Below are 24,882 nucleotides of genomic sequence, written 5' to 3'. Positions count from 1 at the left end.
TCATTCCCTCATTGTGTTTTACAGCTTGTGCGTATCATACCTTGAAAATTACGCACAATTAAGCCGACCAGTGGGTCGGCTATTTTTTATTCTTTATTATAGTTTGAGCTATTAATCCTCAAAATATGTGTACCCTTCAAGACCTGCGTTTAATTCTTGCAGATACTGAGTTTTAACGGATTCAGGGAGGGGTAGCGCCGCAATCTGTTGTGCATAATTGTTTGATAGTACGGTTTTGTCATAGTGTACAAAACGTAGTACATCTTCGACACTATCACCCTTAATCGCATTAGTTAGTGTGTAGCCATCTTCACTAAGCTCAACATGTACAGAGTCAGTATCACCGAACAAATTATGTAAATCACCCAAGATCTCTTGATAAGCACCGACTAAAAACATCGCCACATGGTATTGCTCGCCCGGAACATACTCAGGAATAGGTAAGCTTGACTCAATACCAGCCCCTTCAACATAGCTGTTTATCTGGCCATCAGAGTCGCAGGTAATATCCTGAATCACAGCCCTTTGTGTCAATGGCTGATTTAGCTTATCGATTGGCATGACTGGAAATAGTTGATCAATCCCCCACACATCAGGCAAAGACTGGAACAAAGAGAAATTCACAAATAGTTTATCTGCTAACTTTTCATTCAAGTCATCTAGCACTTCTCGGTGCGCACGCGCATTTTCACTTAAACACTCACGCACTTTATGCAGCGTGGTGAAGTATAATTGCTCAAGTTGCGCCCACTCTTGCATGCTGATCAACCCATGCACATATTGATCATGGGCGTCACTGAATAAGTGCATAGCATCATGATAGGTCTCTAGTGCCATCCTAGGAGTTAGTTGTGACAACGAGTGCCATAACTCTTGCAATACCAGAGGGCTTGTGTCTTTTGGCTCCACAGGCTCTATCTGGTTTGGCGCCTTCTCAACATCAATTACGTCGGTGATAAGTACAGCATGGTGCGCTGTTAATGCGCGACCAGATTCAGTGATAATATCAGGGTGTGGCAGGTTGTTAAGTTCAGCAATATCATGAAAAGCATGTACTACATTTTTTGCATATTCTGCCACGGTATAATTCATCGAACATGAGCTACGTGAGCCAGAACCTTCATAGTCAACGCCAAGACCACCACCGACATCAACAATACGCAATGGTACACCTAGCTGAACCAATTCTGCGTAATGGCGAGCACATTCTTTTAGTGCACGCTGAATATCGCGGATATTCGCTATCTGAGAGCCAATGTGAAAGTGTACTAGCTGCATCAAGTGCAGACGATTATGAGACTTTAATCGCTCTACCGCTTGTAGTACTTGACTTGCTGTTAGGCCAAACTTACCTTTTTCACCGCCTGTGTTTTGCCATTTTCCTTTGCCCACTGAGTTTAAACGGATCCGGATCCCAATGGCTGGCTCTACGCCTAAATCATCGATTTCTTGCAACAGCGTATCTAGCTCGGAGAGCTTCTCTACAACAATGTTAACTTGATGCCCCATAGCTTGGCCAATACAAGCTAAGCGCAAAAACTCACTGTCTTTATAGCCATTGCATACAATCGTAATTGGTTGCTGCGCGATACCTAAAATCGCCATTAATTCTGGCTTTGAGCCAGCTTCTAAGCCAACTAAACCACTTGGATGCGCCAGCAGCTTGCTCACAACTGAGCGCTGCTGATTCACTTTTATTGGGTAAACACAAGTATACTGGCCCTGATAGTCACGCTGCGCGCGAGCAGCAGTAAAGGCCTGCGTTAAGGTATCAACGCGGTGTTTTAGAATATCAGTAAAGCGCACTAGCACAGGTAAAGTAAGTCCTTGCGCCTTAAATTGTTCCGTTAATTCACACAGAAGAACAGGTGACTTAGTGCGGTCACCGTCAGGAAACGCCACTAATTGACCCTGTTCATTAATATCAAAATAGCCGTCACTCCAGTGCGTGACGTTATAGATAGAACGTGCTGTTTGCAGACCCCAAGTCATTACTGCTCTCAATTAACTCTTCATAAAACTTCATTCTAATACGCAAGACTGGTCAATGCGACCTAAAGTTGTGTTTTCACTACCTTACAAATTTTAAAAATAACCACAGTGAGATCAACACCAATATGAGGCAAAGTACAAAATGTTGGCTAAAATTGATTGAGCAAAGGCGCAACCACTGGCAGAATTGCGCTAATTTTTATCAAGTGTGAACACAATCATGGCAAACTTAGAAGCAAACCGTTGGTTTACTGAAATTAGCGACCGCGATGGCAGCGCATTTTCACTTAGAGTCAACAAAAAATTAGACGAAATCCAGTCTCCTTTTCAAAAAGTAGAAATGTTTGAGACCACGGATTTTGGTAACCTGATGATCATTGACGGTTGCACTATGGTGAGCACGCGTGAAAACTTTTTCTATCACGAGATGATGAGTCACCCGGCATTATTTTCACACCCTGCACCAAAAAATGTGGTGATCATTGGCGGCGGCGACTGTGGCACATTGCGTGAAGTATTAAAGCACCCTGGCGTTGAAACCGTAACTCAAATTGATATTGACGAAGTTGTGACCCAAATGTCACTGAAATACTTCCCAGAGCTTTGCGAGTCTAACAATGACCCTCGCGCAACCGTGATGTTTGATGACGGCATCAAATACATGCGAGAAGCACCAGCTGAGTCCATTGACGTAATCATTGTTGATGGTACTGACCCTGTTGGTCCTGGTGAAGGCTTATTCAACCACGCATTCTACAAAAGCTGTTTAGCAGCGCTTCGCACAGGCGGTATTATGATCCAGCAAAGCGAATCACCGCTAATGCACATGCCACTGCTATTAGAAATGCGCGATGCAATGCTAGAGGTCGGCTTTGTTGATCTGCAAACTCTGCCTTTCCCACAGCCAATCTACCCAAGCGGCCTGTGGTCAGCAACGATGGCACGTAAAGATGAAAAGTTTGCCGGATTCCGCGAGCAAGATGTTGACAACGCAACATTTGATACTGAGTACTACAACACGGGTATTCACAAGGGCGCATTAGCAACACCTAACTTTATGAAGCGTGCATTCGAAAAGTAAGCTAACCTCGCTTACTACTATTAATATTTATAAGGGCATTAATTGCCCTTTATTTTTTCCAAAAACAGCTGCTTTTGTTCAGGTGTAGCTTGCTGCCACCAATAATCCAACATGCCAACTACATCTGGATGAGCTGATTTAGGTGCTGCTGGCGCGGCAGGCTGTGTGGGATTACTAGGTGTCGAGTAACGTGGCGCAGTCACTTCTGCTGATTGGCTTGCTATCGCACTCACTACTCTAGGCCTTTTTTGAGTAACCACCAAGGTTGTGGCTAACGATTCATTAGGCGCTTGCAACATAATCAATGGCTGGGCGGCAAACGCTTTTGCTGCGACCACATTGTCAGGACGATTAAATTTCACATCATATTGCCCATCTGTATCGATACTGATTGTTGCCCAAAATGGCTTAGATTCAACGGTTTCGTGGTCGTCATAGCCCACCTCATACAGGTCGGTATAACGCATTTTCACTGCATATTCACCACTTGCTAAATCTAGCTCTCTGACTTTCGAAAAAAAAGAGTGCTCGATGGTTTTATCATTCACCTGCAATGGAATAATTTCTTCGGGAAAGCTGAGTAATGCAGCGTGGGAGAATGATGATAAGAACAGTCCCGCTGTTACAAGTGTAGATTTTAAACGCATCTATTCACTCCTTCGTTTATGGGTTTAATACCAGTTATCTTAATTGAGGTTACTGCATAGTCAGATATATCTCCAGCCTTTTTCTATGTACTCAATATACTATTGAGTATCTACAATAGTTGGTTATGCTAGGCATATCATTCACTAATTAAGGAAGAACGATGAGTTCAGAAACCATTTTCACCAAAATTATTAACCGAGAAATACCTGCTGACATCGTATATGAAGATGAAAAGGCATTGGCATTTAGAGATATTAACCCGCAAGCCCCATTTCATGTTTTGGTTATCCCAAAAACAGCTATCGCAACCATTAACGATGTAACGGAAGAAAACTCACACCTCATCGGACACTTATACGTGGTAGCTGCAAAGCTAGCGCAAGAGCATGGCTTTGCCGAAGACGGTTATCGAGTCGTAATGAACTGTAATGAACATGGTGGACAAACGGTGTATCACCTTCATCTGCATGTTTTAGCAGGAAAAGAAATGGGTTGGCCTCCTTACCAAGATACGAAGAAAGGATTAGCCTAAATTATTCCATGTTAATTTATGTAAATAAGTAAGTTATTAATCAACATTATTAAAAACTTACTTATTTCAACAAATTACATTCTGATACATATTCTGCACATATTTTTGATCCATTATTTCACTTTCGTATATAGCGGATTTATCTATCTTGTACTAAAAATTCTAATACAAAAGGTCTGAATCCCATGTTAGCATTGATAAATTGGAAAAAATTAGAGTGTGTCCAAAATGAGCAGTACTGCTTTTTTGTTATTAGATAAAGAGCCTGTTAACACCATTGGTATCAATGTGTTACAGCCATTGTTAAAAACTCAGGGACTGGATGTAACAACAGGAACTGATATCTCAGAAGTGCCTGAAGGCACAAGATTACTTTTCATTGAAACCGCAGTGAATGATTCTTGGGGAAAACTAAAAGAACAACTTGTCAATCTCAAGGTAAAATGTGACATCGTGCTGTTTAACTTAGATGAAAACCCTGAATTAGCGAACCGCGCGCTACTCAGTGGTATTCGAGGTGTATTTTACACCACTGATAATGCCGATGTGCTAATGAAAGGGATCCGACTTTTACTCGAAGATCAACTTTGGTATCGCCGCGACGTAATGTGTAATGTTTTAAATCGCATGCTGCAATTTAATAAGGATGCTCTACATAAGCTTACAGAAGGCGATATAGAGCCAATCAAACTTACGAAGCGAGAGAAAGCGATTATTGCGTTAATGAGTAAAGGCGCGAAAAACAAAGAAATTGCTGAAGAGTTAAACATCAGTCCTCATACTGTAAAAACACACTTATATAGTGCATTTCGTAAAACTAAATGCCGTAACCGCATTGAGTTATTATCTTGGGCTCAGCAAAATATCCCGGACGAAATACGTTAACGATAGATTTCGTCAAATCCAGTACAATATATTTGATTAATTAACCTGAGGTTTGGATAAGGAATGTTCCAACTCATTGTTGCTAAAGCACAACTTAGTTTTTCCTTGTCTAGCCAGCAAGTTTTAGGGAAAACACCGCTCCCGCGTCCAGCTCTCGCTAAGGTACCTACATCCTGTAGGCAGGCGAATTTACGCAGTTAGCGCTAAAACGGGCTGCTAGAAAGACATTAATTATCCGCGGCTCAGGTTAAGTCAATGGCTATCGCGCAATAGCGTCCCCCTTGAGGCACTGCCTTTCTGATCTCAGTGCTTCATTACTTTACTGCCTCAATGAATACCTCTATGCTAAGTTTTTATCATTATCAAAAGCAATTTTAGGTACATGCTCGACCCAAAAACACTCTACCTCACAAGTATCGTGATGACGGCCATGATGGCGCTTCTCACTTTTTTGACATGGCGAGCAAATAAAAGCACACCAGGTACGCTACTATATATCTTCTACCCATTGGTATTACTTGCAGCAATTTCTTCTTTTGCATTACACGGATACTTTGAAAACTGGCAAACAATTCCGATTGCCAACACCCTCCTTTTCGCAGCATCCATTATCCACTGTATGGCTATCAAGCAGTTTTTGGAAGTACAAGGTCATGCGTTCAAAGTGTTTCTGGGGTTTACCGCAGTGCTCTTTCTTTTATTGCTTTATAACAGCCTTATCGACCCAAACTTGCGAAATCGGATCCTGATATCCGATTTACAACATCTAGTAGAAGCAGTCTTACTGCTCTATTTTTTTACTCGCTTTGCGCGCACAAAATATCCGAATGGGAGCATAGTCTATATCACTATATTGATTATCATCTTGTTCATCTTTACTGGTAGATCGCTGCTGATGGGAGAGGTGACTCACTTTTCTTTGTTTAAAGAAAACTGGTTCAGTATTACCATTTTCTTCAACGGGGTACTTGCTCCCATTTTTTATGCCACGGGAATGGCATTGCTGTGTAATGAGCAAAGAGAGAAAAACCTCAATAAGTTGGCACTCAAAGCGCAGCAAGATCTTGAACTTAGAGGCATGTTCTTATCAACTATTAGTCATGAAATTAGAACGCCGCTCAATGGTATATTGGGCAGCGCACAACTCGTGCTTGGCAGAACAAAAGACAATCGCAATAAAGCCTATTGCGAAGCCATCGTAAATTCAGCGGAATCTTTAAACCTACTTATTGATAAGGTGCTGGACTATGCCAGCTTAGAGCAAAGCGATGAAGCACTCTACGAGGAGGATGTGGAACTTAGAAGCTGGTTACAAAACCTTTGCTTGTTACTCAGCCCTTTAGCAGAGCAAAAAAAGCTGCATTTTGAATTAGTATATGAGCTACCTGATCAAGTTTGTTATTACTTCGATCAGCAAAAATTACGGCAAATCCTCATCAACCTTGTTGGTAACGCCATCAAATTTACCGACAAAGGAGAAGTGAAACTCAAAGTTGAGATCCTAAAAGACCAACAGATTGAACACAAGGTTCGCTTTAGTATCATAGATTCAGGGCCTGGTATTGAAAAGGAAGACATTAGTAAACTCACCGAGCCTTATGTCCAAAGCAGTGCTGGTAAAATAAAAGGAGGCACCGGTCTTGGCCTTGCCATTACAAGCCGGTTACTAAACCGCCTTGGCTCACAATTGAGTATTCAAAGTGAACTCAACAAGGGCAGTCAATTTAGTTTCGATTTACTTCTAAATATTGGGGAGCTTAGTTTGGTAGAGCAACGTCCTCAGCACGAAAACTGCATTACCGGTCTAACTATTTTATTGGTCGAAGATTTAGAACTTAATCAAAAAATTGCAATCGAGTTTATGGCTGAGGATGAACACAAAGTGAAGCTTGCCACTGATGGCCGCAGCGCTATTGATATGCTAGTGCAGTACCATTTTGATGTCGTGTTACTGGATATGAATTTACCTGATCTCTCAGGTCAAGATGTCTTAAAACAACTCAAAAGCTGTGAGCACAAAAATAAACGTACTCCATTTTTAGCGTTTACAGCCAGTTTAAGTCCGGATGAGGTCAAAGAGTATCTCGCACTTGGGATCCGAGACATTGTGGGTAAGCCAATTAAACAAGAAAAACTTCGTCAGGCTATCAGTGAATCTCAATCCCCCAAAAAAGCAGCAATCAGTGTTGAACTCCCAGACGTACTGTACGATGAAACTGCCGTGAATGCGTTACAGTCAGGCTTTAGTGAAGATGAAGTATCCTCTATTTATAATGAGTTTGTCCTCTCTGCTCGCAATAAGCTTATTCATATTCAACAATTGTTAGAACATGATGAAGAACAGTGCATCAGACTACTTCATCGTCAAGCAAGTACCGCTTTGCAACTAGGCTTTAATCGCTATGGCGCGAACTTAAAAAAAGCTGAGCGCCGACTACTAGACGGTAAGTCTTGCCATGACGAACTCACCGACGCTATGACGCTATGGCAAGAAAGTCTGGCCGCATATCTGCATTTTGTGCGTAAAGAAACGATGGGATGACACCATTAACCGCATGTTATTCGACATCCCCCATAAACTTGTTCATGCTAAATGCCAATCGATATAAACCACTATGTACTAAGACAAGTCAGTGGCTGACTTGTCTTAAACAAAAACGATAAAATAAAGGGAACATCTATGTCTTTTTTTAAGTCGCCAATAGCCGCAGCGATTAGTGCTGCTGTTATCGGGTTTAGCCAGCCAACTATCGCTGATGATAAAGCTGCCGCGACACCTACCGAAGAAAAATCAACAAAAGGCTGGGACGTACTTAACCCTCCTGGTGATAAACAAACGATTACCATTGATACCAATGAAACAACATGGAGTAATCTGGATGTGAGTCCAGATGGTAAACATATTGTTTTTGATATGCTTGGCGATCTGTATATCATGCCCATAAGCGGTGGAAAGGCCACTGCGCTCACCGCAGATATTGGCTGGAACATCCAACCAAAATTCTCACCTGATGGCAAAAAGATAGCGTTTATCTCCGACCGTGCCGGTGGCGACAATTTATGGGTAATGGATGTTGATGGTCAAAATCTACGTCAAGTATCTACAGAAGTGAACAATATTGTTCACAACCCAGCATGGTCGCCAGATGGCCAGTACATTGCGGTAAAACAAGGTCAAGTAACGGGCCGAACTATCCCCGGTGGTTCAATCCGCATGTATCATATTAGCGGTGGTAAAGGCGTGTTAGTACGCGAGCGCTTGCATGGCGCTAAATCACAGAAGAACGTTGCTGAGCCAACCTTTTCTAACGATGGTAAAAAAATCTATTACTCGGTAGATGCAACATCGGGAGTGCGTTGGGAATACAATAAAAATGCACTTAAACCTGTTTTTGAGATCCGCAGCTGGGACTTAGCGACAGGTGAAGAAGAAACCGTGATTAGCGGTGCCGGTGGTGCGATTCGCCCAACCGTCAGCCCTGATGGTAATTCAATCGCTTTTGTAAAACGAGAAGACAATGGCGATGAAATGGTCAGCGCACTTTATACAAAGAATTTGCATTCAGGTATTGAAACGCGTATTTACTCAGGGCTCGATCGTGACTTGCAAGAAGCCAATGGCGCACACGGTAATACCCCTTCATTTGCCTACACACCTGATGGCAAGTCTCTGGTATTTTGGGCTAAAGGTGTATTCCACCGTGTAGATATTGACTCAAAAGAAGCACAAGTGATCCCAACCAGAGTCATTGCTGAAAAACAAATGACTCCAGCACTTCGCTTTGCTGTCGATGTTGCACCAGATACTTTCAAAGTTAAGCTTGCTCGCTGGTCACAACTCTCTCCAGATGGTGAGACCGTCCTTTTTCAAGCGCTTGGTTATCTTTATCTGAAAGATATTGAGTCAGGTGAGATTAAGCGTCTAACCAAACAAACCGATCACTTTGAGTTCTACCCAAGTTATTCACGCGATGGTAAATCAATCGTATACACAACTTGGAATGATAAAGCGCTTGGTGACGTAAGAGTCGTTTCTGCAACCGGTGGTAAAGGTAAAGTGATCACTCAAGAGCCAGGACACTATATCTCAGCAAGCTTCTCTGCGAATGGCAAACAAGTACTATTTAAAAAAGTCACTGGGGGCTACTTACTCAATGGTGATTGGTCAATGCACCCAGGGATCTACCTAGTTGACACATCTGGCGGTGAAGCTAAGCTCGTTACCAAGCATGGTGACAACCCTCACTTTGGTGCTGATCCTGAGCGTATTTATTTTTCGATGATGAGTGATGAAACTCATAGAGAATTAAAAAGTGTTAATTTAAATGGCCAAGAAATGCGCAGCCACTTTAAAGGAGATTATGTCTTTGACTTTAAAGTGTCACCCGACGGTAACTACGTTGCATTTATCGAGCACTTCAATACATTCGTTGCGCCATTCACTAGTACAGGTAAAACCTTATCAATTAATAAAGGTGAAAAGGCTTTCCCGGTAAAGCAAGTATCAAAGTATTCCGGCGATTTCTTAAACTGGAAAGCTGATAGCAGCGCACTAACTTGGGCATTCGGCCCGACACTTTACCATCGTAAGCTTACTGACACATTTGCATTTATTGATGGTGCTTCAAATCAGCTAGATGAGCTCACCGCAGAGGGGATTGATTTAAGTTTTACGCATCCAGCAGATAAGCCTGAGGGTATACTTGCGCTAGTAGGTGGTAAAGTAGTTACCATGCGTAATGCCGAAAAAGAGCAAGAGGTCATCGAAGATGGGGTGGTTTTAATCAAAGAAAACCGCATTGTGGCCGTTGGTAAACGCAGCGAGGTAGAGCTCCCTAGCACAGCAAAGGTTATGGATATCAGTGGTAAAACGGTTATCCCTGGCTTAATTGATGCGCACGCACATGGCAGTTATGGAAGTCGTAATTTACAGCCTCAACAGAACTGGAACCAATACTCCAACTTAAGTTTTGGCGTAACAACTATCCATGACCCCTCAAATGACTCGTCAGAAGTATTCTCTATGGCAGAGTTGCAACGAGCTGGTTTAACCGTGGCACCTCGAACCTATTCCGTTGGTCGTATTTTGTATGCTGGACATGCACCAGGCTACAAAACACCAATTAGCAATTTAGAAGATGCACAGTTTCATGTTAAACGCTTAAAAGATGCCGGTGCTATCTCTGTTAAAAGCTATAACCACCCTCGCCGCGAAACTCGCCAACAAGTGTTAGAAGCTGCAAAAAACATGGAAATCATGGTAGTACCTGAGGGCGGCTCCAAGTTCCAGCACAATATGAACATGATTGTGGATGGTCATACTGGTGTCGAGCACGCGTTACCGGTTCCTAATATTTACTCTGATATTGAACAAATGTGGGGGCAAACAAACGTTGGCTTTACACCAACATTTGTTGTTGCCTATGGCGGTATCTCAGGTGAGGAATATTGGTATGAGCATACCAATGTTTGGGAAAACGAACGCCTAATGAGTTTTGTGCCTGAATATATTGTCAAACCAAGAGCTATCCGTTCAGGAAAGGCACCGGAGCGCCATTATAATCATATCAATGTTGCCAAAACAGCCAAGCAACTCCGCGACAAAGGGGTGACTGTACACATAGGTGCTCACGGTCAAAGAGAGGGCTTAGCTGCACACTGGGAACTATGGTCTATGGCACAAGGGGGCTTCACACCGTGGCAGGCACTGAGAAGTGGTACCATTGACGGCGCAAGATACCTTGGTATGGATCATGACCTTGGCACCATTGAGCAAGGTAAATTGGCAGACTTAGCGATTATTGATGGTGACGTGCTGTCAAACATTCGTGACTCAGAAAAAGTCGCCTATACCGTAATCAATGGCCGTATCTATGATGCTGCTACCATGAACGAAGTCGGTAACTATGACAAGCAGCGCCAACCTTTCTTCTTTGAAAGTGGCTCACAAACACAGATGCACCCTGCCACTGCCGAGTATATGGAAGAAAAAGCGCATACTTATCACTGGAAACACTAACGCCCTATTTGGTTAGCGGTTTGAATAAAAAATGAGCCTACTTATTGTTTAGCGCTCTGGTTATTTGATACCTAGAACAGCCCGGTGATTTACTCACTGGGCTTTTTTATATTTTGCCTAGATCTTAACCAATACTGTTCTATGCTGTTATAGATACCTCTATCACAACAGGGAATTAGGTTATGTCTGGATTTTCACAATTCTTTCGCTCGCTTAATCTAACTAAGAAACTCATCTTTGCTTTCTTAGTTGTTGCGCTGGTGCCACTAATCGTGATTATTTCTATTGCCCTGAACTCGGCATCGAATGCGATGACAGCACAGATATACTCGCAACTTGGTGCAGTTAGTGAAATAAAAAAAAGCGCAGTCTTACGCTACTTTGATACTGTTGAGAATAAACTCGATGCGTTTACTGCAAATCCTTTGATCCCCATTATGGCGCAGGAATTTGTAACCAGCTTTACAGCTCAGGAGAGCGGTCAAAATAGCACGAAATTGAGCCGTTTCTATGACGACGTATTTGTTCCTAAATTTAACCAAAGCAACTCCTCTGGTATTGCTACCACAAACTTGATAGACAACCTCTCAGGCACCGGGCTCGCATTGCAAACTAGATATTTAGCAGATAACCCCTACCCGATTGGTGAAAAGCATAAATTTATCGAAACAGGTCACTTGGACGACTATGACCTAGCCCACCGTAGCTATCATCCCTACTTACTGAACGTTGCTGAGATCAATGAATTTTATGACATTTTCATTATTGACCCTAATAGTGGCAACATTGTTTATTCTGTATTTAAGGAAGTGGACTTTGCGACCTCTCTTGAAACTGGGCCTTACTCAAACAGCAACTTAGCTACTCTATACCAAGAGTTGAAACAAGTAACAGACCCGAGCGTCAGCGCTTTTGCTGATTACAGCCAGTATTTACCTTCCTATAACGCCCCAGCTAGCTTTATCGGTAAACCTATAGTAATGGATGGTCAAATCGTTGCGATTATAGCGATTCAACTATCCATTGATGCAATTAACGCCATCATGACTGAGCGTGAAGGTCTAGGTGACAGTGGCGAAACTTACTTAGTAGGCCCTGAAGGGCTGATGCGCTCCGACTCTTTTTTAGATCCAGAGCATCATTCAGTGGTCAATTCTTTTCGCTATCCAGAGCGAGGAAAAGTCGACACTGTTGCCGTTTCACAAGCATTGAAAAATCAGTCTGGACAGCAAATCATTGAAGACTACAATGGCGAAAAGGTACTCTCTGCCTTCACGCCCGTTGATATATTTAATACACGCTGGGCATTACTTGCCGAAATCGATGAAACAGAAGCCTTTTCTTCAATCACTTCGCTGTCTCAATATCTTACACTCATACTCGCCATCACGATAATTCTAGTGCTGTTTGTCGCATACTGGTTTTCCAAAACACTTACCAAACCTGTTCGTGAGCTGGTTGATACGATGAAATCTGTCGAGCAAGAAGGTAACTTTTCTCTTCGAGCCCCAGTTCATAGTGTTGATGAAATAGGGTTAAGTGCACAGGCGTTTAATTCTTTGCTAGATGCGTTACAACTCTCCATTACAGAGGCTAATCGTGTGATGAACCAAATGGCTTCTGGTAAATTTGACGACCGAATTAAAGTGCCATGCCGAGGCGAATTAGAAACTCTCAAAGAAGCAACGAATCACTGCGCCAATACATTAAACCGCGCAATCTCAGAACTCAATGACATTTCTATTGATATGGCGCAGGGTCGCTTCGATACCAAGCTAAGCGTCCCCATGTCTGGTGATTTGGAAAAGCTCAAACATAATATCAACGACTCCCTCTCATCCATTAACTCAACCATGAGCGGAATTGTCCATGTAATGACAAATATTGAACAAGGTAACTTTAAAGAAAAAGTGACAGTTCCGGCAAAAGGAAAATTAGCGCAGCTTAAGGATGCAGTGAACAACTCGGTACAGAGTTTAAGCAGCGCAATTGACGGGATAAGTAATATCATGTCAGCAATGAAACAAGGCGACTTTTCAGTTCAGCTAGATGCACCTTTAGCAGGGCAACTCGATACGCTCAAACAAGATATCAACTCCAGCATGGCAAACTTAGACAAGGTGATGAAAGAGATAGGCACCGTGATGGCAGGGGTCAGTAATGGTGATTTTAAGCGACAAGTGAATGTGGCAGCGACAGGACAGCTTGCGCAGCTCAAAGATGACATTAACGCCTCAATTACCTCTGTCGATGTCGCTATATCTGAAATATCGACCGTAATGATGGCCATCAGTCATGGCCGCTTCGACAGAACGATTCAGTCTGGAATGTCTGGTCAACTAGACAACCTGAAAACCGACATAAACCGCTCTGTAAATAACCTCAATCAAGTAGTCGAAGAGTTGGGTAGCGTGATGGGAGCGATGTCTGAAGGTGACTTTAGCCAAAAAATAGCGCTACCGCTACAAGGGCAATTGCAGCAGCTTAAGGACGACGTAAATGACTCAACACAACAAATCTCTGATGCAATTACCGAGGTGAGCAGCGTGTTGGCCAATATTGCTAAGGGAGACTTAAGCAATAAAGTCGAGGGAGATTATCTTGGTGTGTTTGCCGCATTGCAACACGATACGAATACCACTATACAGAAGCTGACGAGCGTAATTGAAGGGATCCAAACCGCAGCCAATTATGTTGCCCAAAGTGCAGGTGAGATAGCGGCAAGCAATACAGAGATTAGTCAACGTACCGAAGAGCAAGCCGCAAACTTAGAGGAGGCGAGCGCCAGTACAGGCAATATGTTAGACGAACTGACAAAAGTTTCGAATCAATCTGGAGATGCCGTAACCCTTGCAAGAAATGCAGAAAATATTGCAAAAGAAGGTGGTAGCCTGTCGTCTCAAACCGTCGCAGCAATCAACGAAGTAAATAAAGCCAGTAAAGACATCAATGAAATTGTTTCTGTTATTGATGGCTTAGCATTTCAAACCAACTTACTTGCATTAAATGCTGCGGTAGAAGCGGCTCGTGCAGGTGAAAATGGCAGAGGGTTTGCTGTTGTCGCAAATGAAGTGAGAGAATTGGCTGGTAGAAGTGCAGCATCGGCAAAACAGATAAAAGAAATCATTGCCAACAGCAACCAAAAAGTAGAGCAAGGCACAGAGCTTGCCAACGATTCAGGAGAAAAACTGGAGCAAATAGTAGGCGCAGTGAGTGATGTTAATCATAATATCATTAAGATTAATGAGTCGACTTCGATGCAGCAGCAGGCCATAAAAGAGGTTGATTTAGTGGTTCAGCGATTAACTGACCTTATTCAAGAAAATTCAGCGATAACGGAAGAAACCATGGCTGCGGCTCGGCAAATGGCTGAACAAGCCCATGAAATGCGTACACAATTGAGCTACTTCCACCTATCAAAAGATGAATACCGTGCAGAGCGTGAGGATGGAGAGCTATTGGTGCACCAATACAATGCCTCATAGTAGCAGTTTGTGACGAATTCACCCAGCATGGCTGGGTGAAGCGTCTGATCTTCGCTTTGCTTTAAACCAGTGGCAGCATTACGTCAAAGCAAATGCGTCGGCATCCAGATACGCTGGAAAGCGGCTTTTGTATTCGGCTAGTTTGTTTGTATCGATCAGAACAGTAATAATCCCAGACCTTTCATCAGCAACAGAGTCAAGAGTATTACCATTAAAATCAATAACCTTGGTACCGCCATCATGCTCAGTCCCATAACCGTCCTGACCGACTCGATTTACTGCCAGAACAAAGCATTGATTTTCAATAGCTCTAGCTGCGAGCAAAGTATCCCAGTGCGAGCGCCGTGCTGCGGGCCAATTCGCGATATTAATCATCACGTCATAATCATTGTGGTTGCGTTGAAAAACAGGAAAACGCAAGTCATAGCAGATCTGCGGTAAAAATTTAACTCCGTTTAATTCGAACACTTCACGGCACTTCCCAGCCACCACAAAATCCCCCTCATTGCCTAAACAGAATAAGTGCCTTTTGTCATAGTGGCATATCTCTCCATTTGGCTGGCACCACACCATACGATTGGCTTTTTTCTCTTCATGCGGAATCAATATACTAGCAGCCACCACAGCCTGAAAACGCTGAGCACACTGCTGTAAAAACGCGATGGCTGCTTCAGCATGATGCTCAACACCCTGCTCTTTTACCGCAAACCCAGTAGCAAACGTTTCTGGTAGCAAGATTAAATCACTGTCCTCCAGACCTTCGAGTAACTGTTCTATCTGGGCAAAGTTAGCTTCTGGCGACAGCCATTGGATATCTGTTTGAACAAGAGAAACGGTTAAAGTTGACATAAACGTTTTGCAGCCTCTTCTAATGTCTGGTTTTCCTTAGCAAAGCATAATCTAATCACTTTGTCTTTAGGCGCTTGCTGATAGAACACACTAAGAGGTACAGCTGCAACCCCCACCTCGGTCACCAAATAGCGACAAAATGCAACATCATCAAGTTCAGAAATGGCACTGTAGTCCAACAATAAGAAATAAGTACCTTCACTTGGTAACAACTCAAATCGACTCGATGCCAATGCGTTAACGAGCACGTCTCGCTTGTGTTGGTAAAATGCACTTAATTCATCAACATGTTCAGGCTGCTCAGCTAACATGTCTGCTAGCGCAAGCTGTGCTGGAGTAAAGCTCGAAAACGTTACATACTGGTGGATCTTTCTAAACTCCATAGCCATCTGTTTTGGCGCCACACAGTAGCCCATTTTCCAGCCTGTGCTGTGGAACGTTTTACCAAAGCTGGAAACCACAAAGGCACGTGCAAATAGCTCAGGATCCGACAGCACACTTCGGTGAGCAAAGCCATCAAACGTGATGTGCTCATATACCTCATCACTAATAAGTAGGAGGTCATGCTGCTCTAGTAATTGCTTCAACTGTGCTAAATCGTCGCTTTTTAGGGTTTTTGCGGAAGGGTTATGAGGAGTGTTAATAATAATAGCGCGAGTCTTGTCAGTGATACTTGCGGCGACTTGCTGCCAATCAATTTGGTAATTCGGCGCAGTTAACGCAATGTGTACTGCTTTACCTCCAGCAAGTTCTATCGCAGGCTCATAAGAGTCATAAGCTGGGTCAAATACGATGACTTCATCTCCTTTTGATACAATAGCCTGAATAGCCACAAACAATGCCTCAGTCGCCCCTGACGTCACCGTGACTTGCTCTTGCCCTGACACATTCACCTGATAACGACGTGCAATTAATGCTGCGACTTGCGCCTGCAGGTTTGGTATTCCAGCCGAAGGCGCATATTGGTTCTGACCTGCATGAACATATTGATTCAGCTGTGACTTCAGATAATCAGGTGCATCAAACTCAGGAAAGCCCTGAGATAAGTTAATTGCACCATGCTCATTAGCTAATGCCGTCATTTGGCTAAATATACTGATCCCGACTTCAGGTAACTTACTTTTCACTGGCGACACTCTCTTTCTTATGGTGCTAATCATGAGTGGATGCTATCATTGCTCAAAATAGATGTATAGCCGTCCAAACACATTTAATTTATAGGTGTAAGATATGCACACACAAGCCGCAAAACTCGCGCTTATCGAAGCAGGAGCTTGGGTTGCTCAGCAAGGCTGGGTTCCCGCGACTGGTGGTAATTTTTCTATCAAAACAGACTCTGGCTTTGTTGTCACGGCCAGCGGCTTTGATAAAGGCAAATTAACCCCTGAACAATTTTTAGAATTAAACTCTGAGGGTGCCATAGTTGCGGGCAGTGGTAAACCTTCCGCCGAGACGGCTTTGCACCTTAAGTTATATGCACTATGCGACCACGCACAGTGTATTCTGCATACTCACTCAGTCGCTGCAACAGTATTATCACGCTACATAAAAGGCGAGCAACTACAGATCTGCGGTTATGAAATGCAAAAGTCACTGTCCGGTATTCAATCGCATGAAGAAACCTTATCTATTGCTATTTTTGACAACGACCAGGACATCGAGCGACTGGCACAACACGTGGCTCAACGTCATCAGACTACACCGATAAGACATGGTGTATTAATACGAGGGCATGGATTGTATGCAGTTGGACAATCAGTACAAGAAGCCCGCCGTCATATTGAAGGCCTAGAATTTTTGTTTGCCTGCGAACTAGAACGCATAAAATTGGAGGGGCGCCAATGATCAAAGCAATACTAACGGATATCGAAGGAACCATTACCCGCATCTCTTTTGTCAAAGAGATACTATTCCCGTATGCCACGGCGCATTTACCACAATTTATTCGCGACCATCAACACGACGCCGACGTTGCCGAGCAAATTAGTGCTGTAAGAGCGGAGTTGGATAATGCTAACGCCGATATTGATACCGTGATCACAGCACTACTTGAATGGATTGCTGCTGATAAGAAAATCACGCCATTAAAACAACTACAAGGTCTTGTTTGGCAGTTTGGTTATAAAAATGGTGACTTTACCGGACACCTGTATGAAGACGCCTACCAGTTTTTGACCCAACAAAAAGCTAATGGCCGAAGCTTATATGTATACTCCTCAGGCTCAGTAAAAGCCCAACAGCTCCTTTTTGCACACTCTGACTACGGTGACATCCGTGCACTTTTCAGCGATTATTTTGATACTAAAGTGGGCGCTAAGCAGGAAATTTCAGCATATCTGAACATTATTGCCATCTTGCCGTACGAGGCAGAGCATATTCTCTTTTTAAGCGATATTGTCGCAGAACTGGATGCTGCAAAGGCAGCAGGTATGAAGACGTTGCAGCTATTTAGAGATGCTCAATCAACATCAGCAGAGCATCCAGTCATATCAAATTTTGATCATTTTGATGAAGGGGCATTTTCATGAGTCAACTCACCATTTTCTCCGCAAACAACCCAAATCAAGCGCTACAGCAAGTGCAGGATGCAAACACAATCGCATCTTTACTTGCAGAGCAAGGCGTGCGCTTTGAACAGTGGCAGGCCACAAAAGACATCCACTCGGACATGTCGCAAACCGAGATTATTGATGCCTATCAACACGATGTTGAAAGGCTAAAGGCTCAGGGTGGCTATCAAACTGTTGACGTCATTTCACTTGCAAGGGGCAACCCAAGCGCCCCAGAGTTACGACAAAAGTTTCTTTTTGAGCATACTCATAGTGAAGACGAAGTGCGCTTTTTTGTTAAAGGACAAGGGTTATTTTGCCTACACTTAAACAACAAGGTATACCAAGTACTGTGCCAGCAGGGCGACCTTATCTCAGTGCCAGAAAACACACCACACTGGTTCGATATGGGCAGTGATCCAGAGTTTACGGCAATTCGCCTATTCAATAATCAAGAGGGATGGGTAGCAAGCAGTACCGGCTCTGAGATTGCAAAACAATTTCCACTACTTGATTGATCCCAAACTGAAAACTCGGAGCAAGGAAGCAACTGCTGAGTCTAGATTGCTTCCTTACATTAAACCCCAACCACTAAAGTACTTACCTCAACAATATCACTGCTTTTTTAACCGTAACCAACTCTTGCAGCGGTTAATTCCCAAAGATATAAGTAATAACTGCTGAATATTATTTTAAAATCTTTGATAATATCGGCATTAGGATCTGTGTACCTTTCAAGTTTGTTGTTGCAATAGTTTGAGTGGTATTTATACAAGGTAGCGCCTACGTAGCATAGTGTGTCTATGTAAATCAGGCGATAAAGACTATGTGCTACTACAAAGTCACCTTACCCTACTCCTATGTTGAGCAACGCAGCAGAAGTGCTAATAGAGCTCAGCGTTTTGGATTTACCTGAGTGCGTGTTGTTCATTGTTGCCCAACTTTTACTCAGATTACTTGGCGGCAAGTCGAGCGCAGTGAACAAGACACACTCAGAGGAACAAAAATCAAACAGCAAAGGTCAACAGACCCCAAACAAATTGATATTACTGGTCACTAATTTGGTATTTTCATGGATCTCGAAACAACACACCCGAACTATATTGATATTGGATGCTGGCAACTGAATACAGCCACGCAAACCATCAGTAATGCCCAAGAAAGTAAAGAGCTAGAACCATTACTTTTCAAAGCACTGATGTATTTTATTCAAAATCAAAACCGGATCATTACTCGCCAAGAGCTTGCGCAAAACGTATGGCATCTTAGCTTTGTTGATGATAATACAATTAACCGTGTCATATTCGAGCTAAGAAAGCAGCTGACTTCTGATCTGCAACCAAAACCAGTGATTAAAACGCACTACCGAAAAGGCTATAGCTTTACTGTACCGCTAGCAGATGCAGCGGAGTTGCCCCCTGAAGCAGAGACAGCTGTTTGCAAAAAAAGCAAAGCATCAAAGCCTTATAAATATTATCTTATTGCATTTACCTGTTTTGTCTTGGCAGCTATTGCCATCACCCTGTATGTAGAAATGCCCCGTCAAACTACTGAGCGTAACCATCAGCCACCGCTAGCTGCAACATTTAACAATCAAATACTCTCGTGGTATCGAGGCCATCATGGCAAATTATACAACTCTCCAGATCAGCGCTACCTCGCTTATAGCTTTAAATCCGCGACCAATGAAGCGAATACACTAGGAGAGATAAGACTGATGGATCTCACTACCCAACATGAGAAGGCGCTAAGCATACCGACAAACAGTTCCATTTTAGGGTGGTCCGCTGACAGTAATTGGATTTATTATCTACACCAAGCCGAGCGCGACTCAGAGCAACCGGTATGCGAATATCGCAAACATCGCCTATCTCCAAACACCGTTAACCGCGATCAAGCTTTATTCCCATGCTCTGGCGGCGCTATCAACGCAATATTTGATTTCGGCCAAGCACAAATAGTGTATAGCCGACGGGGTTATTTAGGGATACCTAGCCTCGGAGCCATTTATCGTTATGACCTTAATACACAACAAGAAACTCGGATCACAACACCCAGCAATCATGGTTTTGGTGATCGCCTGCTTGCAATCATCCCCGACACACAACAGTTGATTTTTACACGTAACATTGGTGATAAGGTTGAGCTATTAGTCACCACACTCAATGGCCATAAAACCTTGAAATTAGCTGAATATCCACATTTGTTATGGGCTGCAAATTGGGATCCTAAGCAAAAAACAGTGTTGTGGTTTGACCATAACAGCAGCGAAATTAAGCGTTATTCAATGCAAACTTTAACTGAGCTACCACCTGTTAGGGTAGCAGTAGAACCAACATCTTACGTTTTGCCTATGTCAAAGAGCCAACTACTCATGACCACTTATGGCTATGATCATGACAGTTATGTCATTGATTTAAAAACGGGCGAGTCAACAACTTTTGCTAAACCCAAGATCTACGAAGTGATTATGGCCTACCTTGGAGAAGGAGAGTTTGCCTACACAGATTCGGTCTTTAAGGACACCGAGTCATATACTGTAATGCGAATCGACCAACATCATAGATATAGCCCTATCACACAGCTGAGTGCTGGATATTCAATCATTGACTCCGATCCTGCCGAGCAGCAAATATTGGTTAAGCAGACAGTGAATAAAGTCGCCCAAGTAAGAGCTTTAGGCTCGCTCGATATACTATATACGATGCCAGATAACGAAAAAAATGGCGACACCCGCTTACACAATAATCGAGTGGCTCAGCTGCGCGCCCATGAAATAACGGATGATAAAATAATTGAAGTGATCTCTATCAGAGATCAAAAGAGCACAACTCTTCCTGCTCGCAATATTGTCGGTATTGACTGGTATGACGATACCCAGCTTGTCACGCTATCAAGCAATCGAGACATCGCACTATTGAACGTTGTAACCACCGAAGTCACCCCATTAATATCGGGTGAAGCCCTGCACCATAACTTGAAAGGTGAAAAGGTCAGACCCATGATAACGGCAGCTAACGGTGATATATACCTTTATAATCGACAGTCTGTATTTAAGCTTAATGACGATAACACCCTTGAAACCGTTCTGGATATAAAGTCCGTTGTCAATGCCGACTCTAGCATCTACTATTTAGATGCACATGGTAACAAACTGCTGATTTCTTACATCTCTCGATACCATAATGAAATTAAGTTATATCAACGCTAGGGCATGCCAGCACAAATAATAGATGGCATCGTATTGGTACTCAGTTACCACGTGTTTGCCATCCTCCTAGTAACTAGCGAAAATACAACTTGGATATGCGCTTATTTGTCAAAAGTCGAGTTAAAAAAATGGCGAGCACAGAGTGCCCGCCACGGTTGGGATCAATTTGGTTAACTTATTGAACGGTTAATGTTTTAACTTTAAAGCCCTTAGCCTCTAGTTGCGTTGTCAATGAAGGCGCATCCCCCACTACAATGTAAGTCATATTTGTTGGTGCAAGGTGCTTAGCAGCTAATTGGTTTAGTTCTTTTTTAGTCACCTTTTCGATAATGTTAGCCTGTGTTTCTACAATACTTGAATCAACATTATGTGCGTGCATCATCGCAAAGAAACTTAATTTCGCAGCTGGTGTTTCATATTTCAGTGCATCTCGCTGGGCAATGGCATTTTTTGTAAACTCCACTTCTTTGTCTGTCAGTCCCGATGTACTAACCAATTTTAATTCATGTTGAATCTCGTTTAGTGCATCTGCCACATTTTCAGCATTAATTCCTGAAGAAATCACATAATGTCCTGTGTCTCGATTTCCTGAGAAGGTGCCACGGATACCATAGGTGAAGCCTTTATCTTCTCGCAAGTTTTGCGTAATACGGCTGTTAAAACTATTTGAGAATGCAAAGTTCATAATTTGACTTTTAAAATGCTCACCTGATAAGTCTGCAGCCACAGTATGCGTTGCCACCCTGATCTGCGCCTGAGGTGCATTTTCTTTGTGTACAAGGTAAATCGTATTGCTGTCTAACTGCGCAGGTGTTGCCTCAACCATAGTAAGCTCACCTTTACCCTGCCACTTAGATAGTGCACCTTCCAATGCCGCAATGAGTTTAGGCTGTGCCATATCAGATACTACCGACAATTTACTACCTTGCGGGCGAACTTGCTTGGCGTAATAGGATTTAATATCGGTAAGCTCTAGCTTTGCAAGCTCGTCAACAGTAGGTAACCAAGGTTTACTGTAGTTTCCTTTTGCATACATCACTTCATTTAATGCACTATCCGCTAAAAAGTCAGCACTATCTCGCTCTGTTTTACTGTACTCCATGACAAGGCCTTTCACTCGATCAAAATCTGATTCAGCAAATTTAGGCTGCAATAACTTCTCAGCCAACACCGCTAATGTTTGCGTTAAATTCTTCGTTAAAGTCGACACCTCAATTTCAATATGCTCAGGCTTAGCATCAAATGATATTTCCGCACCGAGTTTAGCTAACTGCTGAGCGAGTTCTGATTTTGTATGTTGAGTTGTGGCTTCTGTTAGCATTTCCACCGTTAATAATGCAACACCTGGTAATTGCTCTGGGTCATATAAGCGACCTGCTGGAATTTGCAATAGTAAGGTTGTAGTAGGCGTTTCAGCATCTTCTGCACCTAACACTTCAATACCATTCATCGTTTTTGTTTTCCAAAGCTTGGGTAACGTAATCGTTTTTGCAGCACCAGAGGTAGGCTTTATACTGCGGTCAAAAGTATCTACGATAATAGGTAACTCTACCTCAGCTTTTGCCGTTTCAGTGCCTGCTGGTTCGAAAAATGTTGGTGTATAGTTGTCCGGTTGCGCCACTGCCTCCGGCTTACCTTTAGGTACAATGCTGAGCACAGTATGCGGTTTGTTAGCAACATATTGAGCATATACTCGCTTAATATCATCTACTTTCAGCGCTCTGATACTCGCTAGCTGCTGACGCAAGTAGTCAGGACTGTTATAGAAAGTCTCAAATTCGGCAAGCATTGACACTTTACCTTGCACACTTTGCAGCGCCCTAACAATTTCTGCTTCTCGTTTGGTAATAAATAGCTCAATGTCATTTTGAGTCAGGTCATTTTCAATGTAGTCACTCACTAAGGTTTCAATATCTTGGTTTAGCGCCATCAACGTTTTACCACTTACAGGGTGTGGCAGTGCGATAATAATCATCTGACAAGATAATTCAAAACACTTATGCGTAGAGCTTGCATGAACAGCTTGCTGAGTATCAACTAATTTCTGACGCAGCATCGAACTCTCACCTTGGCCAATAAAATAACCTAGCGCATCTAATGCGGCTTCATCTTGGTGCCCCATATAGGCCGTCGGATAAGTTTTTCTGATCATTGGCAGTGACACATTATCTTCGTACGACACAAAACGAGTTTCACTCAATGTACCAGGCTGTTTTGCAGCGCTGGTCACGGCCTCGCCTCGTGGTATTGAACCAAAGTATTTTTGTACCAATGGCAACACGTCATCGCGACTAATTGCTCCACCAATCGTTAGTGTCGCGTTATTTGGGCCATACCAACGTTTAAAGAAGGCTTTTAAATCGTTGGCATCAGCTCTATTTAGATCCGACATATATCCAATTGGCATCCAAGAATAAGGATGCCCATAGCCATACAGAGCTTGATGCGACTTTTCGGTACCCTGCCCATAAGGCACATTGTCATAACGCATCATGCGTTCATTTTTTACCGCAGCACGCTGAACTTCAAACTTTTCTTGAGTAATACCTTGAGCAAAAAACCCCATACGGTCTGACTCTAACCACAGCATCTTCTCCAACTGATTTACAGGGACGGTTTGGAAGTAGTTAGTTCTATCTAAATTCGTTGTGGCATTTAGCTTTCCACCCGCTTCAGTCACCATTTTAATATGTTCTTCATCTGCCACATGTTTTGAGCCTTGAAACATCATGTGTTCAAATAAATGAGCAAACCCTGACTTACCCAGCTCTTCTCGTGCAGAGCCGACATGATAAGTCACATCAACATGCACTAATGGATCAGAGTGGTCTTCATGTAGAATAACGGTTAGGCCATTTTCTAATTCAAACTTTTCATATGCGATACCAATATCACCGCGTTCAATATGCTTTTGCTCAACAAATTCTGCACCTACATATTTTTCGCTTTCAGACGATTGAAACTGACTACAGCCATTTAATGTTGCAGCCATAATTACTGCCATTGCTACTTTGTTTAAAAGCATAAGAAAATCCTTACATCAACTTTATTATTTTATCTGTTTAGAGGAGCTCGCAGGCTGTCCCCTGCTGTTGACGACAAGATTAACTATCTCTGATCGGTGAGTCGCTTATGAAGTTATCATGAATTCATTTTTATTTTATTAGCAATATAATCAATAGCTTAAAATTATTATAGAAATATTCCACACGGGCTTTTCGTTATTTCGAGGCTTTTACAAGCAGTATCCGGGTGTAATGTTAGCGCAAGTGGCTAAGTAGTCTTTAGCAATCAGTGTCTATTAGTAATGCGTGAAGTGTGGGCAGTTACAATAGCTTGGTTTATACCAATTATCTTTATTAAGTGGTCTAGAGCAAATCTTGTCGATAACACCGCTTCCGCGCCCTGCTCACACCGAGGTATCTACCTCCAGTAGGCAAGACAAAAATTTGTTTTGTCTAATCGAACAAGCATTAAGGCAAATTGGCATAAACCTGAGCCGAATATATATAAGGCCATAAAAAAAAGCCTGACTTCAATACAGTATTAAAGTCATACCAATTTGCTTAATTAAGTGGTCTATTTTGAGGCGAGAAAATCTTGTCGATAACTAGGCAAAAATTTTGCTATT

General features: G+C 42.8%; 16 protein-coding genes. 11 read left to right on the top strand and 5 right to left on the bottom strand.

Features of this window, described 5'->3' with window-relative positions; translation table 11 throughout:
* Positions 1–111: 111 nt before the first annotated feature.
* Positions 112–1,992 carry a biosynthetic arginine decarboxylase gene (gene speA, locus HUZ36_RS19445; RefSeq protein WP_176033754.1) on the bottom strand — a complete coding sequence of 627 codons (1,881 nt, stop codon included), beginning with the start codon at positions 1,990–1,992 and terminating at the stop codon, positions 112–114.
* 220 nt (positions 1,993–2,212) lie between these two features.
* Here speA and speE point away from each other — a divergent pair, with 220 nt between their 5' ends.
* Positions 2,213–3,073 (top strand): polyamine aminopropyltransferase, encoded by an 861-nt coding sequence (gene speE, locus HUZ36_RS19440; RefSeq protein WP_125250687.1) that lies wholly within the window; start codon positions 2,213–2,215, stop codon positions 3,071–3,073.
* A 38-nt stretch (positions 3,074–3,111) separates the two neighbouring features.
* Here speE and HUZ36_RS19435 read toward each other — a convergent pair whose 3' ends face one another.
* Positions 3,112–3,720, bottom strand: a complete 609-nt coding sequence (locus tag HUZ36_RS19435; RefSeq protein WP_176033753.1) for a DUF2057 family protein — start codon at positions 3,718–3,720, stop codon at positions 3,112–3,114.
* 161 nt (positions 3,721–3,881) lie between these two features.
* Here HUZ36_RS19435 and HUZ36_RS19430 point away from each other — a divergent pair, with 161 nt between their 5' ends.
* The 5 genes from HUZ36_RS19430 (at position 3,882) to HUZ36_RS19410 (ending at position 14,642) form a co-directional block, all read left to right on the top strand.
* Entirely contained in the window at positions 3,882–4,253 is a 372-nt protein-coding gene (locus HUZ36_RS19430) for a histidine triad nucleotide-binding protein (protein ID WP_128731240.1), read from the top strand.
* Between the two features lie 228 nt (positions 4,254–4,481).
* Positions 4,482–5,138, top strand: a complete 657-nt coding sequence (locus HUZ36_RS19425) for a helix-turn-helix transcriptional regulator (RefSeq protein WP_125250690.1) — start codon at positions 4,482–4,484, stop codon at positions 5,136–5,138.
* 382 nt (positions 5,139–5,520) lie between these two features.
* Positions 5,521–7,680, top strand: coding sequence for an ATP-binding protein (locus HUZ36_RS19420; protein ID WP_128731241.1), 2,160 nt, complete (start codon positions 5,521–5,523; stop codon positions 7,678–7,680).
* 138 nt (positions 7,681–7,818) lie between these two features.
* Positions 7,819–11,157: an amidohydrolase family protein gene (locus tag HUZ36_RS19415; protein WP_176033752.1), complete on the top strand. Its 3,339-nt coding sequence runs from the start codon at positions 7,819–7,821 to the stop codon at positions 11,155–11,157.
* A 182-nt stretch (positions 11,158–11,339) separates the two neighbouring features.
* Positions 11,340–14,642, top strand: coding sequence for a methyl-accepting chemotaxis protein (locus tag HUZ36_RS19410; RefSeq protein WP_125250693.1), 3,303 nt, complete (start codon positions 11,340–11,342; stop codon positions 14,640–14,642).
* A 78-nt stretch (positions 14,643–14,720) separates the two neighbouring features.
* On the opposite strand, the gene HUZ36_RS19405 is transcribed toward HUZ36_RS19410, so the two are convergent.
* Entirely contained in the window at positions 14,721–15,491 is a 771-nt protein-coding gene (locus tag HUZ36_RS19405) for an amidohydrolase (protein ID WP_176033751.1), read from the bottom strand.
* Positions 15,479–16,651, bottom strand: a complete 1,173-nt coding sequence (locus tag HUZ36_RS19400; RefSeq protein ID WP_176033750.1) for a methionine aminotransferase — start codon at positions 16,649–16,651, stop codon at positions 15,479–15,481. Before HUZ36_RS19400 ends, HUZ36_RS19405 begins: the two co-directional genes overlap by 13 nt.
* A 70-nt stretch (positions 16,652–16,721) precedes the next feature.
* On the opposite strand from HUZ36_RS19400, the gene HUZ36_RS19395 reads away from it, so the two are divergent.
* The 5 genes from HUZ36_RS19395 (at position 16,722) to HUZ36_RS19380 (ending at position 21,251) form a co-directional block, all read left to right on the top strand.
* The gene (locus tag HUZ36_RS19395) at positions 16,722–17,336 is read left to right on the top strand and encodes a methylthioribulose 1-phosphate dehydratase (protein WP_125250696.1); all 615 of its coding nucleotides are present in this window, start codon (positions 16,722–16,724) and stop codon (positions 17,334–17,336) included.
* Entirely contained in the window at positions 17,333–18,019 is a 687-nt protein-coding gene (gene mtnC, locus HUZ36_RS19390; protein ID WP_176033749.1) for an acireductone synthase, read from the top strand. Before HUZ36_RS19395 ends, mtnC begins: the two co-directional genes overlap by 4 nt.
* Positions 18,016–18,558, top strand: coding sequence for a 1,2-dihydroxy-3-keto-5-methylthiopentene dioxygenase (locus HUZ36_RS19385; protein ID WP_176033748.1), 543 nt, complete (start codon positions 18,016–18,018; stop codon positions 18,556–18,558). The genes mtnC and HUZ36_RS19385 overlap by 4 nt, the downstream gene beginning before the upstream one ends.
* A gap of 342 nt (positions 18,559–18,900) precedes the next feature.
* The gene (locus HUZ36_RS21820) at positions 18,901–19,167 is read left to right on the top strand and encodes a hypothetical protein (RefSeq protein WP_254879600.1); all 267 of its coding nucleotides are present in this window, start codon (positions 18,901–18,903) and stop codon (positions 19,165–19,167) included.
* Positions 19,113–21,251 carry a winged helix-turn-helix domain-containing protein gene (locus HUZ36_RS19380; RefSeq protein ID WP_176033747.1) on the top strand — a complete coding sequence of 713 codons (2,139 nt, stop codon included), beginning with the start codon at positions 19,113–19,115 and terminating at the stop codon, positions 21,249–21,251. Before HUZ36_RS21820 ends, HUZ36_RS19380 begins: the two co-directional genes overlap by 55 nt.
* A 175-nt stretch (positions 21,252–21,426) precedes the next feature.
* On the opposite strand, the gene HUZ36_RS19375 is transcribed toward HUZ36_RS19380, so the two are convergent.
* Complete coding sequence (locus HUZ36_RS19375) at positions 21,427–24,276, bottom strand: M16 family metallopeptidase (protein ID WP_176033746.1); 2,850 nt, start codon at positions 24,274–24,276, stop codon at positions 21,427–21,429.
* Positions 24,277–24,882 lie beyond the last annotated feature (606 nt).

Origin of the sequence: Pseudoalteromonas sp. McH1-7 (assembly GCF_013366255.1) — a bacterium.
GTDB classification, from domain to species: domain Bacteria; phylum Pseudomonadota; class Gammaproteobacteria; order Enterobacterales; family Alteromonadaceae; genus Pseudoalteromonas; species Pseudoalteromonas peptidolytica.
Note: the sequence above shows the minus strand (reverse complement) of the source record. Positions and strands in the feature narration are given on the sequence as shown.